General features: G+C 59.4%; 15 protein-coding genes. 5 read left to right on the top strand and 10 right to left on the bottom strand.

The annotated features are described in order from the left end of the window. Positions 1–87: 87 nt before the first annotated feature. Complete coding sequence (gene uvrA / locus F8N62_RS11585; protein WP_150711085.1) at positions 88–2,922, bottom strand: excinuclease ABC subunit UvrA; 2,835 nt, start codon at positions 2,920–2,922, stop codon at positions 88–90. Positions 2,923–3,113: 191 nt separating this feature from the next. Between uvrA and F8N62_RS11580 the strand changes: the two genes are divergently transcribed. Together F8N62_RS11580 and F8N62_RS11575 are read left to right on the top strand one after the other, a co-directional pair. Then, positions 3,114–4,511 carry an MFS transporter gene (locus tag F8N62_RS11580; RefSeq protein WP_150711084.1) on the top strand — a complete coding sequence of 466 codons (1,398 nt, stop codon included), beginning with the start codon at positions 3,114–3,116 and terminating at the stop codon, positions 4,509–4,511. Positions 4,512–4,520: 9 nt separating this feature from the next. Further along, positions 4,521–5,057, top strand: coding sequence for a single-stranded DNA-binding protein (locus tag F8N62_RS11575; protein ID WP_150711083.1), 537 nt, complete (start codon positions 4,521–4,523; stop codon positions 5,055–5,057). 186 nt (positions 5,058–5,243) lie between these two features. Here F8N62_RS11575 and F8N62_RS11570 read toward each other — a convergent pair whose 3' ends face one another. From F8N62_RS11570 to F8N62_RS11530, 9 genes are all read right to left on the bottom strand, one after another. Further along, complete coding sequence (locus tag F8N62_RS11570) at positions 5,244–7,448, bottom strand: OsmC domain/YcaO domain-containing protein (RefSeq protein ID WP_150711082.1); 2,205 nt, start codon at positions 7,446–7,448, stop codon at positions 5,244–5,246. Between the two features lie 93 nt (positions 7,449–7,541). Next, on the bottom strand, positions 7,542–8,699 hold the full coding sequence (locus F8N62_RS11565; RefSeq protein ID WP_150711081.1) for a glutathionylspermidine synthase family protein: 1,158 nt from the start codon (positions 8,697–8,699) through the stop codon (positions 7,542–7,544). Positions 8,700–8,711: 12 nt separating this feature from the next. Then, positions 8,712–9,440, bottom strand: a complete 729-nt coding sequence (locus F8N62_RS11560) for a DUF1190 domain-containing protein (RefSeq protein ID WP_150711080.1) — start codon at positions 9,438–9,440, stop codon at positions 8,712–8,714. Positions 9,441–9,458: 18 nt separating this feature from the next. Continuing rightward, positions 9,459–9,887: a DUF350 domain-containing protein gene (locus tag F8N62_RS11555; protein WP_150711079.1), complete on the bottom strand. Its 429-nt coding sequence runs from the start codon at positions 9,885–9,887 to the stop codon at positions 9,459–9,461. A 15-nt stretch (positions 9,888–9,902) separates the two neighbouring features. After that, positions 9,903–10,577, bottom strand: coding sequence for a DUF2491 family protein (locus F8N62_RS11550; RefSeq protein ID WP_150711078.1), 675 nt, complete (start codon positions 10,575–10,577; stop codon positions 9,903–9,905). A 112-nt stretch (positions 10,578–10,689) separates the two neighbouring features. Beyond that, entirely contained in the window at positions 10,690–11,253 is a 564-nt protein-coding gene (locus F8N62_RS11545) for a rhomboid family intramembrane serine protease (protein ID WP_150711077.1), read from the bottom strand. Between the two features lie 146 nt (positions 11,254–11,399). Further along, entirely contained in the window at positions 11,400–12,098 is a 699-nt protein-coding gene (locus tag F8N62_RS11540; protein ID WP_150711076.1) for a PspA/IM30 family protein, read from the bottom strand. A 17-nt stretch (positions 12,099–12,115) separates the two neighbouring features. After that, positions 12,116–12,697, bottom strand: a complete 582-nt coding sequence (locus F8N62_RS11535; protein WP_150711075.1) for a YjfI family protein — start codon at positions 12,695–12,697, stop codon at positions 12,116–12,118. Between the two features lie 312 nt (positions 12,698–13,009). Continuing rightward, the gene (locus tag F8N62_RS11530; protein ID WP_150711074.1) at positions 13,010–13,558 is read right to left on the bottom strand and encodes a cysteine hydrolase family protein; all 549 of its coding nucleotides are present in this window, start codon (positions 13,556–13,558) and stop codon (positions 13,010–13,012) included. Positions 13,559–13,660: 102 nt separating this feature from the next. Between F8N62_RS11530 and F8N62_RS11525 the strand changes: the two genes are divergently transcribed. The 3 genes from F8N62_RS11525 (at position 13,661) to F8N62_RS11515 (ending at position 16,848) form a co-directional block, all read left to right on the top strand. Beyond that, on the top strand, positions 13,661–14,656 hold the full coding sequence (locus F8N62_RS11525) for a GlxA family transcriptional regulator (protein WP_150711073.1): 996 nt from the start codon (positions 13,661–13,663) through the stop codon (positions 14,654–14,656). A 334-nt stretch (positions 14,657–14,990) separates the two neighbouring features. Further along, the gene (locus F8N62_RS11520) at positions 14,991–16,100 is read left to right on the top strand and encodes a DUF3182 family protein (RefSeq protein ID WP_150711072.1); all 1,110 of its coding nucleotides are present in this window, start codon (positions 14,991–14,993) and stop codon (positions 16,098–16,100) included. Then, entirely contained in the window at positions 16,090–16,848 is a 759-nt protein-coding gene (locus tag F8N62_RS11515) for an alpha/beta hydrolase family protein (RefSeq protein ID WP_150711071.1), read from the top strand. Before F8N62_RS11520 ends, F8N62_RS11515 begins: the two co-directional genes overlap by 11 nt. Positions 16,849–16,952 lie beyond the last annotated feature (104 nt).

Genomic DNA, 16,952 nt, shown 5'->3' with positions numbered 1-16,952 from the left:
AGCTGCCGAAGGCTGCGATCTTTCAAGCGCCGATACAAAAAGCCCCTGTCACCGACAAAGTGACAGGGGCTTTTTCATGGCCGGGACTCAGTCTCTGTCGCGAGCCAACAGCGGTTTGAGGTAGAAACCGGTGTGAGACTGTTTCATCTCGGAGACCTCCTCAGGCGTACCCACAGCAATAATCTGCCCGCCTTTGGAACCCCCTTCCGGCCCAAGATCCACCAACCAGTCAGCGGTCTTGATCACGTCCAGGTTGTGCTCGATCACCACCACAGTATTGCCGTGGTCGCGCAGTCGATGCAGTACGTCGAGCAATTGCTGTATGTCGGCGAAATGCAAACCAGTCGTTGGCTCATCGAGGATGTATAGCGTCTTGCCCGTGTCGCGCTTGGACAGTTCGCGGGAGAGTTTCACCCGCTGGGCTTCACCACCGGACAGGGTGGTCGCCGATTGTCCCAGCTTGATGTACGACAGGCCGACATCCATCAGCGTCTGAAGCTTGCGCGCCAGTGCCGGAACCGCGTCGAAGAACACGCGAGCTTCCTCGATGGTCATCTCGAGGGTTTCGTGGATGCTCTTGCCCTTGTACTTGATCTCCAGCGTTTCGCGGTTGTAGCGCTTGCTCTTGCAGACGTCGCACGGAACATAGATGTCTGGCAGGAAGTGCATTTCAACCTTGATCAGGCCATCGCCCTGACACGCCTCGCAGCGTCCGCCCTTCACGTTGAAGGAAAAACGCCCTGGCCCGTAACCGCGGGAGCGGGATTCCGGTACGCCGGCGAACAGTTCGCGAATCGGCGTGAACAATCCGGTGTAGGTCGCCGGGTTGGAACGCGGCGTACGCCCAATCGGGCTCTGGTCGATATCAACGACCTTGTCCAGATGCTCCAGCCCCTTGATGCTGTCGTGAGCAGCCGCTTCAAGCGTCGTCGCACCATTAAGTGCCGTGGCGCTCAGCGGAAACAGCGTGTTGTTGATCAGCGTCGACTTGCCCGAGCCGGACACGCCGGTCACACAGGTCAGCAGACCAATCGGAATGTCCAGATCGACGTTGCGCAAATTGTTGCCGCGGGCGCCCTTGAGGGACAGCGACAATTTCTTGTTACGCGGTGTGCGCTTGGCCGGCACGGCAATCTTCACCCGGCCGGACAAATATTTGCCGGTCAGCGAGTCAGGGTGTGCCATCACTTCGGCTGGGGTACCTTCGGCGACGATATGCCCGCCGTGCACACCCGCGCCCGGGCCGATGTCCACGACGTAGTCAGCCAGGCGAATGGCATCTTCGTCATGCTCGACCACGATCACCGTGTTGCCGATATCCCGCAGATGCTTGAGCGTGCCGAGCAACCGATCATTGTCACGCTGGTGCAGACCGATCGACGGTTCGTCGAGGATGTACAGAACCCCGACCAGGCCGGCACCGATCTGGCTGGCCAGGCGAATTCGCTGCGCCTCACCGCCGGACAAGGTGTCGGCACTGCGATCCAGCGACAGGTAATCGAGACCGACGTTAACCAGGAACTGCAGACGCTCTCGGATTTCCTTGAGAATCTTGTCGGCAATTTCGCCACGACGTCCGGTGAGTTTCAACCCGCCGAAGTACTCGCAAGCGTCGCCGATCGGCAGGTTGGTTACTGCTGGCAAGGTCTTTTCACCGACCCACACGTGCCGCGCCTCACGACGCAAGCGCGTGCCACGGCAATCCGGGCACGGCTGGGTACTGAGGAACTTGGCCAGCTCTTCGCGCACCGAGGCCGATTCGGTTTCGCGGTAGCGACGTTCCAGGTTCGGCACGATGCCTTCGAACGGGTGCGAGCGCTTGACGATGTCGCCCCGGTCGTTCAGGTATTTGAAGTCGACGTTCTGCGAGCCACTGCCGTGCAGGATGAATTTCTGCTGATCGGCCGGCAGTTCGTTGAACGGCACTTCCAGGCTGAACTTGTAGTGGGACGCCAGCGACCCGAGCATCTGGAAGTAATACACGTTGCGCCTGTCCCAGCCGCGTATCGCGCCCTCGGCCAGGGTCAACTCGCCATTCACCAGGCGCTTGATGTCGAAGAATTGCTTCACGCCCAGACCGTCGCAGGTCGGGCAAGCGCCGGCCGGGTTGTTGAAGGAAAACAGCTTCGGTTCCAGCTCGCTGATGGCATGGCCGCAGATCGGGCAGGCAAAGCGCGCGGAGAAGATGATTTCTTCGCCCGGCTCGTCGTCCATCGGCGCAACCAGTGCAATGCCGTCAGCCAGTTTCAGCGCGGTCTCGAACGACTCGGCCAGACGCTGCTGCAGATCGGCGCGAACTTTGAAACGGTCGACTATCACATCAATCGAATGCTTCTTTTGCTTGTCCAGCTTCGGCAGTTCATCGAGTTCGCAGATCCGGCCGTTGACCCGGGCTCGCACAAAGCCCTGCGCGCGCAGTTCTTCGAAAACCGAAAGGTGTTCGCCTTTACGCTCGCGGATGACCGGGGCCAGCAGCATGAGTTTGCTGCCCTCCGGCTGGGCGAGGACCAGGTCGACCATCTGGCTGACGGTTTGCGCTTCCAGCGGAATGTCGTGATCCGGGCAGCGCGGAATGCCCACGCGTGCATAAAGCAGGCGCAGGTAATCGTAGATTTCGGTGATGGTCCCGACGGTCGAACGCGGGTTGTGCGAGGTCGACTTCTGTTCGATGGAAATCGCCGGCGACAGACCTTCAATGGTGTCGACGTCAGGTTTTTCCATCATCGACAAAAACTGCCGGGCATAGGCGGACAGCGATTCGACGTAGCGGCGCTGGCCTTCGGCGTACAGCGTGTCGAACGCAAGGGACGATTTGCCGGATCCGGACAGGCCGGTGATGACGATCAGTTTGTCCCGTGGCAGGGTCAGGTCGATGTTCTTCAAGTTGTGGGTTCGGGCCCCACGAATCAGGATCTTGTCCAAAGTGGCCTCGCTTGGCGGGCGTCGAAAACGTAGGAGTATACGGCCAAATACTGGATGGATGCACACTATCAAACGAGCGGGTGACTGTCGTACATGAAGAGTCTGTCAGCGGAGCGCGTCAAAGCGTCGCGATATACCCTGTCAATCGATGGGACTGGTAGAATCGCCGCCGGTTCACACGAGGTTTTTCCATGCACGATCCCCACAGCGAACGCATGAGTGGCAGCGAGACCCGCGCGGCAAGCGGTCTGGCCCTCGTGTTCGCCTTCCGTATGCTGGGCATGTTCATGGTGTTGCCGGTATTGGCGACCTATGGGATGGATCTGGCAGGAGCGACCCCGGCCCTCATCGGGCTGGCGATTGGCGCTTACGGCCTGACCCAGGCCATTTTTCAGATCCCGTTCGGTTTCATTTCCGATCGCATCGGTCGGCGTCCGGTGATTTATCTCGGGTTGATCGTTTTCGCCCTTGGCAGCGTGCTGGCGGCCAATGCCGATTCGATCTGGGGCGTGATCGCCGGACGAATCCTGCAAGGCGCCGGGGCGATTTCCGCTGCAGTGATGGCGTTACTGTCAGACCTGACCCGGGAACAGCATCGGACCAAAGCCATGGCCATGATCGGCATGACGATCGGTCTGTCGTTCGCGGTCGCCATGGTCGTAGGACCGTTGCTGACCCGGGCGTTCGGTCTGTCGGGATTGTTCCTCGCCACAGGCGCCATGGCGCTGGTCGGCATCGTGATCGTAATGTTTATGGTGCCGCGCTCCACCGGGCCGTTGCAGCACCGTGAATCCGGCGTCGCGCGGCAGGCGCTGATGCCGACGCTCAAGCACCCGGACCTGCTGCGCCTGGACCTGGGCATTTTTGTGTTGCACGCGATGTTGATGTCGAGCTTCATTGCGTTGCCGCTGGCCCTTGTCGAAAAAGCCGGGCTGCCCAAAGAGCAGCACTGGTGGGTCTACCTGACCGCGCTGCTGATTTCCTTCTTCGCCATGATCCCGTTCATTATCTACGGCGAGAAGAAACGCAAAATGAAACGAGTTTTATTGGGCGCAGTGCTGACGCTGATGCTCACTGAGCTATTCTTCTGGCAGTTTGGCGATAGCTTGCGGGCTCTGGTGATCGGGACGGTGGTGTTCTTTACCGCGTTCAACTTGCTGGAAGCTTCGTTGCCATCGCTGATCAGCAAGGTTTCACCAGCGGGGGGCAAGGGCACTGCGATGGGGGTTTATTCCACCAGCCAGTTCCTCGGTTCGGCGCTGGGCGGGATCCTCGGCGGCTGGATGTTCCAGCATGGCGGTCTGTCGGTTGTCTTCCTCGGATGCGCCGGCCTGGCTGCCCTCTGGCTGGCCTTTGCTGTTACCATGCGCGAACCTCCCTACGTGACGAGCCTGCGCTTGCCGTTGTCGCCCGAGGCGATCCGCGAAGCGGGTCTGGTCGAGCGCCTCATGGCCGTTGTAGGGGTAACAGATGCAGTGATCATCGCGGATGAAGCGGCGATTTACATCAAATTGGACACCGAACTATTGGATCGCACCACCCTCGAGCGTCTGGTGAACAACCCGACCGCGACAGCGTGCGAAGCCTAGGAGAACGTTATGGCCCGTGGGGTTAACAAAGTCATATTGGTCGGCACTTGCGGCCAGGATCCCGAAGTTCGCTACTTGCCTAACGGTAACGCCGTGACCAACCTGAGTCTGGCGACCAGCGAACAGTGGACCGACAAGCAAACCGGTCAGAAGGTCGAGAAGACTGAGTGGCACCGTGTGTCGATGTTCGGCAAGGTGGCGGAAATCGCCGGTGAATACCTGCGCAAGGGTTCGCAGGTCTACATCGAAGGCAAGCTGCAGACCCGCGAGTGGGAAAAAGACGGTATCAAGCGTTACACCACTGAAATCGTGGTCGACATGCAAGGCACCATGCAATTGCTGGGCGGCCGTCCACAGCAGGGCGACCAACAAGGCGGGGGCAATAACTACCAGCAGTCCGCACCGGCCCCACGCCAGCAGGCTCCGCGTCCGCAGCAGTCGACACCGCAGCAATCGGCTCCGCAACAGTCGCGTCCTGCTCCACAGCAGGCGGCTCCGCAGCCAGCTCCGGATTTCGACAGCTTTGATGACGATATTCCGTTCTAGGATACGGCCTGGACTTTTGTAAGGTTCAGCCACGAAACCCCCGATCAGTTCTCTGAACTGATCGGGGGTTTTCTTTTGCGCGCTGTTTGTAGGAGCCGGCTTGCTGGCGATGAAAGATAACGCGGTTTAACGGGTTAACCGCGTTGCCTGGATCGCCAGCAAGCCGGCTCCTACAAGGGCATGCGGTTAACGGGATGAAGTCGTCACATTGGCCCGCGCGGTGTGCAGCTTTTTGTAGCTGTCGATCAGGCGTAGGTGTCTGTCGAGTCCTTCCAGTTTCATGCTCGTCGGCGTCAAGCCGAAGAAGCGCACGCTGCCGTCCACTGAGCCGATCGCTGCATCCGTTCGCTCGTTGCCAAACATCCGGCGGAAGTTGGCCTCGTAGTCTTCCAGTTCCAGGTCTTCGTCCAGCTTCATCTCCAGCACCACATTGACGGCTTGGTAGAACAAACCACGTTCAACCGTGTTGTCGTTGTACTGCAGGAACATCTCCACGGCCTCTTTCGCTTCTTCATATTGCTGCAAGGCGAGATAGATCAGCAGTTTCAATTCCAGGATCGTCAGCTGACCCCAAGGCGTATTGTCGTCAAATTCGATGCCGATCAAGCTGGTGATGTCGGTGTAGTCGTCCAGCTCACTTTCCACCAGGCGCTCAACCAGCGCTTGCAGTTCCTCTTCGTCCAGGCGATGCAAGTTGAGGATGTCGGCGCGGAAGAACAGCGCTTTGTTGGTGTTATCCCAGATCAGATCGTCCGCGGGATAGATTTCCGAATAGTCCGGCACGAGGATGCGGCAGGCCTTGGCGCCGATATGCTCGTAAACCGCCATGTACACTTCTTTGCCCATATCTTTGAGGATGCCGAACAAGGTCGCGGCTTCCTCGGCATTCGAGTTTTCACCCTGGCCAGAGAAGTCCCACTCGACGAATTCGTAGTCCGATTTGGCACTGAAGAAGCGCCACGACACCACGCCGCTGGAGTCGATAAAGTGCTCGACGAAGTTATTCGGCTCGGTCACCGCATGACCTTCAAACGTCGGCTGAGGTAAGTCGTTGAGGCCTTCGAAGCTGCGGCCCTGGAGCAATTCGGTGAGGCTGCGTTCCAGCGCCACTTCCAGGCTCGGGTGCGCGCCGAACGAGGCGAACACACCGCCGGTACGCGGGTTCATCAAGGTGACGCACATCACCGGGAATTCACCCCCCAGGGACGCATCCTTGACCAGCACGGGGAAGCCTTGCTCTTCCAGCGCCTGGATACCGGCCATGATTGCCGGGTACTTCGCCAGCACGTTGGCCGGCACATCCGGCAGGGCAAACTCGCCCTCGATGATTTCGCGTTTCACCGCGCGTTCGAAGATCTCCGACAGGCACTGCACCTGCGCCTCGGCCAGCGTGTTACCGGCACTCATGCCGTTGCTCAGGAACAGGTTTTCGATCAGGTTGGAGGGGAAATACACCACCTCGCCGTCCGACTGGCGCACGTACGGCAGCGAGCAGATGCCACGCTCTTCATTGCCCGAGTTGGTATCGATCAAATGGGAGCCACGCAGCTCGCCGTCGCGGTTGTAAATTTTCAGGCAGTACGCGTCGAGAATTTCAGTCGGCAGCTCGTCTTTGCGGCCAGGCTTGAACCAGCGCTCGTCCGGATAGTGCACAAACGCCGCGTTGGCGATGTCTTCGCCCCAGAACTGGTCGTTGTAGAAGAAGTTGCAGTTGAGTCGCTCGATAAACTCGCCCAGCGCCGACGCCAACGCGCCTTCCTTGGTCGCACCCTTGCCGTTGGTGAAGCACATCGGCGAGTGCGCATCGCGGATATGCAACGACCACACGTTAGGCACGATGTTGCGCCACGAGGCAATTTCGATCTTCATGCCCAGGCCCGCCAGAATGGCCGACATGTTGGCGATGGTTTGCTCCAGCGGCAGGTCCTTGCCCGCAATGTAAGTGCCCGTCTCTGAACTGGAGGCGGGCATCAGCAACGCCTGGGCATCGGCGTCGAGGTTTTCCACTTCTTCGATCACAAACTCGGGCCCGGCCTGCACCACTTTTTTCACGGTGCAACGGTCGATGGAACGCAGGATGCCCTGGCGGTCCTTGTCGGAAATGTCCGCCGGCAACTCGACCTGGATCTTGAAAATCTGGTTGTAACGGTTTTCCGGGTCAACGATGTTGTTCTGCGACAACCGGATGTTGTCCGTGGGGATATTGCGCGTGCTGCAGTACAACTTTACAAAGTACGCCGCACACAATGCTGACGACGCCAGGAAGTAGTCGAACGGACCGGGTGCCGAGCCATCGCCCTTGTAGCGGATAGGTTGATCGGCCACCACCGTGAAGTCATCGAACTTGGCTTCAAGTCGAAGGTTGTCGAGAAAGTTGACCTTGATTTCCATGGGGGATTACCAGAATAACGGCTAGACGATTGGCCGCCATTATCCGGATTTTCCGCCGCAAGTGTTCGAGCCTTTTTCTCGGCGATGAACGGTTCAGTCAAGGATCAGGTGCGGCAAGAATCGGCTCGAATCCTTGGTGATCAGGCTGTTGTCCTCCCGCACACCAATCCCGGCCGCCTGATCGCCGATCACCCACGAACCGACCAGCGTGTAGCTGTCATCGAATCGTGGCAACGGCGCGAACTCTTGAAGGATAAACGGCGCGTCAGTGTAGGGCCCGTCCTCCTTGACGATCAGACCGTCGGCGGTTTGCAGTTCGATGTTGGCGCCTTCGCGCGAGAAAAACGGTTTGCGCACCCAACCCTTGGGCACCGCTTGGCCCGGGTCGGTATCCAGGTGTGCGGCCAGCAAGTTCGGGTGGCCTTTGTTGAACTCCCACAGCAACGGCAGGATGCCTTTGTTGGAGATGATGGATTTCCAGGCCGGCTCGAAAAACTGCGTATCACTCTGGGCAATCGCCGTACCGAAGGGCTCGTGGAAGATGAACTCCCAGGCGTGCAGCTTGAACAGGTGGGGAATCCAGCGATCTTCGAGGTCGACGAAACGTCCTTCGCTGGTCAGGCCAATGTCTTCGAGATCGATGTGGCGGGATTCAATGCCGACTTTCTCGGCAATCAGACGCAGGTAGTCGGTGGTGCCCTTGTCTTCGACCGAGTCTTTCATCGAGGCGAAATAGAAGGGCTGTTTGAGCTGCAACTGGGCGAAGGCCTGATGCAGCTTGGTGTCGATGCTATTGAACTGGTCGGCATGCCTGGGCAGCAAGCCGCGTTCGATGCATTGCTCCAGCCAGCCCCACTGAAAGGCCGCGGCCTCATACAGGCTGGTCGGCGTGTCGTAGTTGAGTTCCAGCAACTTCGCCGGACCGCTGCCGTTGTAGGAAAAGTCCATGCGCCCGTACAGGTGCGGGTGACCTTCGAGCCATGAAGTGCGAATCATGTCGTAGAAGGGGGCCGGAATGCTCAGGCGCCCCAGCAGCTCTTCGCTGTGCACCACGCGGGCCACCAGGTCCATGCACATCTCATGGATCTCGGTGGTCGGGTCTTCCAGATCGTTCTCGATCTGCTTGAGCGTGAACTGGTAGTACGCGCTCTCGTCCCAGTAGGGTTCGCCGTCGATGGTGTGGAACAGAAAGCCGAGGCTGTCGGCGGTCTGTTTCCAGTCATGACGCTCTGCGCAGTGGATCTTTTTCATCGCCCGGATTCCTTAACTGCTCGACCCGCCGAAACTTTTGCTCGAGCCGCCCCAGCCACTGCGTGCACTGGCCTTGCTGCCGAAACCGCCCCGGGAGGTGGAGGAGGCCACCGAGACTGGCTTGCTGGCGGAACGAAGGGAGTCGGCGTAGTTGCTGCTGCCGTACCGCGCCTGATTGGACTTGTTGAAGGTCGAGCCCTTTTCAATCCGCTGGCCGAGCGTCGAGGACGAATAACTGCCGCGGTCATCGCGGTAGCGATACACCGGTTGCGAGTAATAGCTGCTGCGGTTGTTGCTCAGCATGTTGCCGATCAGCAACCCGGTCAGCAGGCTGGTACCGGAGAATCCTGAGCCACCGCTGTTGGCTTCCGACGCAGGCAGTTGGGCCTTGGCCGCGTCCACCTGGGCCTGCGTCACCTCGCCATCGGCGCTCAATTCGAAACCACCCAGTTTCGGGATGAACTTGCCGGCGGAATCCTGCTGGCACCAGTCCGCGACAAAATCGGCGTCGCAATCGGCCTGGGTGTCGTACACCGGAGCGATGCGCCGATGCTCGGTCATGGCGCTCATGTAGGCGTCAGAGCAGACGTCCACCGGGAGTTTTTCATCGGCGCATTGCTGCACGGACTGGAAGTTGTACTTCTTGTGCACCGGGTAGGTTTTTTCCGTCGGCCCGCAGCCGGAGATCGCCATCGCGACCGAGGCTGCCAGCGACAACTGAACGTACTTGCTTCGTTTCATCGGGAGCTCCGTGCGCGATCAGTTCGGGGTAGGGGTCATGCAGGCGGCGTTCAACATGCCGACGCTGATGGCCACGGCCGCGACATAGATACCCGCCGCGATTTCACCTTTCTTGATCCGTTCTGAAGTGCCTTTGAGCACCAGGCTGGTGACCAGAAACGCCAGCAGTTGCACCACAGCGGCGATGACCGACCACACGACGAAGTCGAGAAGGCTGATCGAGTAGGCAATCACGTTGCTCGCCGGAATGGCGAAGCCGATGATCGCGCCACCCAGGGCAATGGCAGCCGCCACATTGCCCGAACGGATCAGCTCGAACTCTTTGTGCGGGGTAATGCGGGTGTAGACGAACTGGAACAGGGCAAACAGCACCGCGGCGCCGAGGATATACACGACAAACCCAAGCACGGCGGCTTTGTTCAGGGAAATGGAGAGCGCTTCTAGCATGGACTTCTTCCTTATTTAAAAAGTGTTCAGGTCGGTGGTGTACAGCGAAATGCCCAGCGACGTGCTCAGGCTGATGGCGCCTTCGGCATCTTCTTCGACGGAAAACAGCAGGAATTCACGGCGATCGGTCAGGCCGGTTTCGCGGGCGTACAGCATCGAACGGTGCTCGATGCTGTAGGACTCATCCGGATTCTTCAGAAGTTCGCTCAACGCCACCAGCTCGGTCTGACCTTCTTCAGTGCCCCATTCGCGAGTGTATTCGACGCCGTCGTGGGTGTAGGTCGGCAGACCGATCAGGCTTTGTGGTCCGGCGAGCCGACGCAGCTCCGCTTCGCTGCTGATGGTGACGGAACTGAGGTAGTTGAACAGGATCACCGACTCGACCTGACCGGCAATGGCGCCGGTGGTGTGCACTTGCAGCCAGTAATCTTCGTCGTTCATGTAATAGCGCGACAGCCAGGTTGATTGCCCGAGGTCAACGGTGCCGTTGCTCCAGATCTGCTGGGAGCCGGGAATGACCACGGCGGTTTTGTCGTCGAGCAGCAATTTCAGGGTGGTGTCGAACGTCACGCTTTTGCCCAATGCCAGGCCTAGCGGGCCGATGGCGGGCGGGGTTTCGTTGGCCGCCCCTTTCGAATCCGGATTCGATTTCGGGGCCTCAAGCCCCATCAACTGCTTAAACCATCCCATTGGCGATTTCCTTGAGTTGAGTGGAGGCGATGTCGAAAAGCTCTCCGCCCTCGACGCGCGTAGGGATATGAACTTCCTTCATCTGCGCAGAACCCTGCATGCTCGATTGCAGCTACCGGGCGGCATTAAACCTGCTGCGCGGTGTAGATAAAAGTACCTTGGCTGCAATGAATCCGGCGAGCGCACCAAACAGATGCCCTTCGAATGACACACCCTGGCGCGGAAGAAAGCCAAAAATCAAGCCGCCATACAGTAACGCCACGACACTGGCGATGATCAGGTTGCCCCAGCTCCTGTGGAACCAGGCGCGAGACAGCAAGTACGCCCACAGCCCGAACACCCAGCCGCTGGCGCCGATGTGCACGCCGGCAAAACCGAACAGCCAGACCAGTGCGCCACCCAGCAGGATGATGATTGCGCTGACGGCGATGAACCGTTTGAGCCCGTCGATGATGACCAGCGTGCCGAGAATCAAAAAGGGAATCAGGTTGGCGCTTAGGTGCGCGAAGGACGCGTGGAGGAAGGGCGAAGTGACAATGCCACCCAAGCCGTACAGCGATCTCGGCACCAGGCCGAAAGCCATGAGGCTGTAGCCGGTCGCGACGTTGAGCAGTTGCAGCGCAACCATGAAGATGGCCAGGGCTGCGATTGTTTTGAACCCCTTCAGGGCATCCATCCGTGACCTCGATTCAACTGAAAACCAGCCCCTGTAGGAGCGAGCTTGCTCGCGATGGATTCAGCAGCGACGCGTTTATTCAGAATAAACGCGTTATCGTTGACGTCCATCGCGAGCAAGCTCGCTCCTACAGGGTTTCGCGCTACTTACTGGGTCGATTTTTGCTTCAGGCGCTCAAGAATCGCGTTGGCGCTGCCGGTGTCCGGCGTGATCCCGGCTTCGCGAAGCTTGCGCTCCAGGTCGGTGCCGGTGGATGCATCGGCCAGTTGGTCCTGAGCTTCCAGTTCAGCTGCGCGTTGCTGTTGCTTGGCCTGCAAGCGGTTCAGCGTACCGACCGCAGTTTCCAGTTTGCCATTAGCACCGCCGCTGGCGATCGACGCGCTGACCTGGGCTTTCTGCACGCTGTCGCGCGCCTTGGCCATGTCCACTTGCTGGCGCAGGCTCTTGATGCGGCTTTCGGCTTTGGTGATGTCTTTGCGCATGTTTTCCGCGTAACCGCCAAATTCGGTGGCCTGCTTTTGCTCGACGTCCAGCTCGGTGGTCAGGGTCGAAATGGCTTCGGCCACTTCCAGTGCCAGGTCTTCGCGGCCAGCCCCGAGCGCGGCCACGGCCTTGGTTTCCAGGTCTTTGATCTTGGCGTTGTACTCGTTGACGCGATCGGTCGAGAGTTTGTGCTTGGCCATGATGGTGACCAGCTCACGCTTGGCGTTGGCCAGGGCGTTGTCGGCGTCGCGGATTTCCTGGTCGAGGATGCGCAGGGCCTGTTGATCGGCAATCGATTCGCCGACTTCGTTGGCACCGCCACGCAGCGCGGTGAACAATTTGCTCCAGATGGACTGAGTCATTGGGTATTCCCGAATAATTAGTTGAAGAAACGTTCGAAGGCTTCGCTGGCGCGCTGCACGTTGTCGACGAGGGTTTTGACCTCGGTCACGATGTTCGTCAGGCTGGAATCGGAGCTGAGTGCGCCGAACATGTTGTAAACAACCTGGCCGTTGGGCATGGACTCGATACCGATCGACGACAGCGGGAACATCTCTCGGCTGCGCAGCACGGCGTCATTGAAGGCCGGTACGTCGTTGATCGATTCGACGTCAACCAGCACGGTATCGACGATGATCTGATCGCCCACCACCGCGATGTAAATCGGCAAGCCACCGAAATCGTTCATTTCCAGCTTGATGCTGGATTCCGAACCTTGGATCAGCGAGAGGGTGATGTCGTTCGAGACCACTTCGTCCAAGGCTTGAAGGGCGCTGTAGAGGCGATCGATGTTCCAGTTGTTACCTGCGCTCATGTGATTCTCCGACATGAATGAGCCAGCCAGAATCGGTTGGCGTAGCTGTTTCTCCATCTGCTTGAGCAGGCTTCGATTTTCGGGAAGCACCCAAGTCTCGTGTTTCACATAACCGGCGGCACCCAACCCCGCACGCATCTGCTTCATATAGAAGCTCGACGGTTTTTTCGCGGACGGTTTCGAGCGCTCTCCCTTGGGGCTCGCTGTATCGGTCTCAGACCCGGAAGGCGGATCTGATGGAGAGCTGCTGTTCATGATGCTGGCCTCGTAGTGAAAAACTCACGCGTGAGAAACACTACAGGCAAATTCGGGATGCCTCAATAGCTCACGCGTGAGATTTTTATGGCGCAACACTAAATGTGGGAGCGAGCTTGCTCGCGATAGCGGAGTGTCAGTCACCACTTATGCGGACTGACCCTACGCTATCGCGAGCAAGCTCGCTCCCACAGGTACTTAGTGTCAGCTGGCGAGGAATTCATCGGTAGAGATCACGCTGGCATAGGCAAAACCCAGCGCCGACATGAACGCGGCATGAACATGGGCGGCCGGAACGGTCACGCCGTTGAACTCCAGGTCACGGGACGCGCAGGCATCGTGAATCACCTTTACGCTGTAGCCGAAGTCGGCGGCTGCACGGGTGATGCCGTCGACGCACATGTGGCTCATGCTGCCCACGACCACCAGTTCCTCGATACCTTGCTCATCGAGGATCGACTTCAGTTCGGTTTCGCGAAACGAATTGACGAAGTGCTTGAGCACCACCGGTTCGTCGGCGCGGTTAATGACTTTGGGGTGCAGTTTTGCGCCGTCGGAACCCGGAGTGAAAAACGGCGCTTCGTCGGAAGTGAATTCGTGGCGGATGTGCACCACCGAATCACCGGCATCGCGAAAGGCTTTGAGCAGACGCACGGCATTGTCCGCAGCAGCGTCGGCGCCGACCAGCGGCCATTTGCCTTGAGGGAAGTAGTCGTTTTGGATATCGACTACGATGAGTGCTTGCTTGGCCATGACTGTTTCCTCGAAGTGTGTGTTGGGTGTGGAGTGAAGTATTGGCTGCGGCAGGCCGTTCGAGGATTGGCCGCACCGACAATAGAAGGGGCAAAACTGACAATGGACGCACAAAGGGTCATTGCCGAGCTGGGCGTGCTGATTTATCCGGGTGCGCAGATGGCGGCGGTGCACGGGCTGACGGACTTGTTCGGGGTGGCGAACCGGATTGCCGCGGATCATCAGGCGGCGCAATTGCCGCTGCTGCGGGTCAGTCATTGGCAGGTCGATGGCGATCAGGCGCCCGTTCGCATCTATGACAGTTATCCCGCTACGAATGGCGCGTTGGTGGCGGTGTTGATTCCGCCGTCGATTGGCGGCTTTTCCGAAGGCCAGGCGCCGCAAGGTTTGCTGCGCTGGATTCGTCAGCAACATGCTGGCGGTGCGACACTGGGCGGCGTGTGCGTGGGCTCGATTTTACTGGCCGAAAGCGGCCTGCTCGACGGCCGCAGCGCCACCACCCACTGGACCTCGGCCAAGGCATTCGCCGAGCGTTATCCGGGGATCAAGCTCAAAGCCGATACGCCCATCGTCGATGACGGTGACCTCATCACCACCGCCGGGTTGATGGCCTGGTCCGAGCTGGGTTTGCGCCTGGTTGACCGCCTGCTCGGGCCGAGTATCGCCACCGGCACCGCGCGTTTCCTGGTGGTCGAACACAGCGACAGCGCGAGCGAATGTGGCAGTAATTTTTCGCCGATTCTCAGCCACGGCGATGCGGCGATTCTTAAGGTTCAGCATTGGTTGCAAAGCACCGGGGCGACCGACGTGTCGCTGGGAGCGATGGCCGAGCGGGCAGGGCTGGAAGAGCGCACGTTCCTGCGCCGGTTTCGTGCGGCGACCGGATTGAAACCTACCGAGTATTGCCAGCATCTTCGGGTGGGCAAGGCGCGGGAGATGCTCGAATTCACCAATGGCACCATCGATCACATCGCCTGGACCGTGGGCTATCAGGACCCCGGCGCGTTTCGCGCCACATTCAAGAAAATTACCGGGTTGGCGCCGAGTGATTATCGGGCCAGGTTTGGCGTGACGCCGACTGCAACGGTGGCTCGTTAGCCAGAACACCACAGATCCAAACTGTGGGAGCGAGACTGTGGTGAGGGGATTTATCCCCGTTCGGCTGCGCAGCAGTCGTGAATCTAAGGGCGGCTTCGCCACCCAACGGGGATAAATCCCCTCACCACAAGCTCGCTCCCACAGAGGACGTGCACGAGTTTTGGATCGTGCAAAATGCCGGAATCGAAACCGGTGTCGTGCAGAATAGAACGGCCCAGGCGGCAGGTGATTCGCGCAACTGACTGATTTGATAACTGTTTGCTTCCAGGATCAGTTGGCGTGATCTCTGCACCCGTCTACATACATTCATAAAGCGCCAAGTGAAGGGGGACGCATGACCCCAACAAACCGCAAAAAAACCGTGGTCGCGCATTCGGTGCGGCCCGACGCTCCACAGCACGAAGTCGACACCAACCGCGCTCTGGCCCGTTGGCTGGCGCAAATACTGGGCCTCAAGTTTGGCGGCAGCTACGACCCCGAACTCCACACCGGTCGTGACCTCTATTTGCTACCCACCCAAACCCTGGTCGGCGCCGCGGCTGCGCATCGGCTGGGCGTGCGTGGGCCGGAGGATCTGTGGGGCGGCTATGTCGATCATGATTTCATCTGCACCAAAGCGATCACCCACGGTTTGCTCAACAGAAATGCTGATGCGCCGCAAGGTTGGTCGCCGCTGTTTTCCCAGCGGGTGCGCAGTGTGGTGCTCGACGGGCTCAGCGTTTTCTCTCATGACGACGCGCGCCCGGCGGCGGAGCACTTGCTCTACAACGGCCCGATCCGCCTCAAGCCGGTTCACGCCTGCGCCGGGCGGGGCCAGGAAGTGATCAAGAGTCTCGACGAATTTGATGCCATCCTCGCCAGACCTGAGGCCAAAGCCCTGTTTGCCGAGGGTGTGGTGTTGGAGCAAGACCTGTCTGACGTCGTCACCCACAGCGTCGGCCAAAGCTTCATCGGCGACATCGTGCTCAGTTATTGCGGCGATCAGTACTTGACCGAAGACGGTCATGGCGAGCAGGTTTATGGAGGTTCCAACCTGCTGGTGGTGCGGGGGCATTACGACGATCTGCTCGAACTGGAGCTGCCCGATGACGTGCGGTTGGCGATCCGCCAGGCGCAAGTGTTCGACAGTGCCGCGGATGAAGCCTATCCAGGTTTCTACGCGTCGCGGCGCAACTATGACATCGCTCAGGGGCTGGACAGCAACGGCCAACAGCGCAGCGGCGTGCTTGAACAGTCCTGGCGCATGGGCGGTGCCAGCAGCGCCGAAGTGGCCGCGTTGCAAAGCTTCGTCAACGATCCGGGGATGCGCGCAATTCGTGTCTCTTCGGTGGAAACCTACACCGATCAGCCGCTGCCGACGGACGCCATCGAGGTGTATCGGGGGCCGGCGGAGAATAGTGAATTTCTACTCAAGTACGTGACGGTCAAATCCTATGACGGCTAGAAGCGAAACCATTCAGATCGACATCGACGATGAACAAATGATCGGGACTTTTCTCAGCCCCAAATCGAAAGTCCCTGGCGTGCTCTTTGTGCACGGTTGGGGCGGCAGTCAGGAGCGCGACCTCGAACGGGCCAAGGGCATTGCCGGTCTGGGCTGTGTGTGCCTGACGTTCGACTTGCGTGGGCACACCGGCGGCACCGGCATTCCGCTGACGCGGGTGACCCGAGAAGACAACTTGCGCGACTTGCTGGCGGCGTACGATCGTTTGCTCGCGCACCCGGCGCTCGACACCTCGGCCATCGCCGTGGTCGGCACCAGTTACGGCGGTTACCTGGCGTCGATCCTGACTTCGTTGCGCCCGGTGCGCTGGTTGGCCCTGAGGGTGCCAGCGCTGTACCGCGATGAGCAATGGCACACGCCCAAGCGTGAGTTGGACAAGCTCGATTTGCGTGATTACCGCAGCACGCTGGTGCGCGCCGACACCAACCGCGCGCTGCACGCCTGTTCGCAATTTACCGGGGACGTGTTGCTGGTGGAATCCGAGACGGACGCCTACGTGCCTCATGCGACGATCATGAGTTACCGCGCGGCGTGCCAGCAGACGCATTCGCTGACTCACCGAGTTATCGACGGCGCCGATCACGCGTTGACCGAGCCGGTTTCGCAGCAGGCCTACACCTCGATTCTGGTGGGCTGGATTACCGAGATGGTGGTGGGTGAGCGGTTGAGCATTATTCAGTCCACGTGATCTGCGGTGTCCTGCAGATCGTTTTCGCGAGCAGGCTCGCTCCCACAGTAGATCGCAATCAACTGTGAGAGATCTTTCGCGAGCAGGCTCGCTCCCACAGTTGA

Source organism: Pseudomonas fluorescens (genome assembly GCF_902497785.1).
GTDB classification, from domain to species: Bacteria; Pseudomonadota; Gammaproteobacteria; order Pseudomonadales; family Pseudomonadaceae; genus Aquipseudomonas; species Aquipseudomonas fluorescens_BO.
This window is presented reverse-complemented; position numbering and strand designations above follow the sequence as displayed.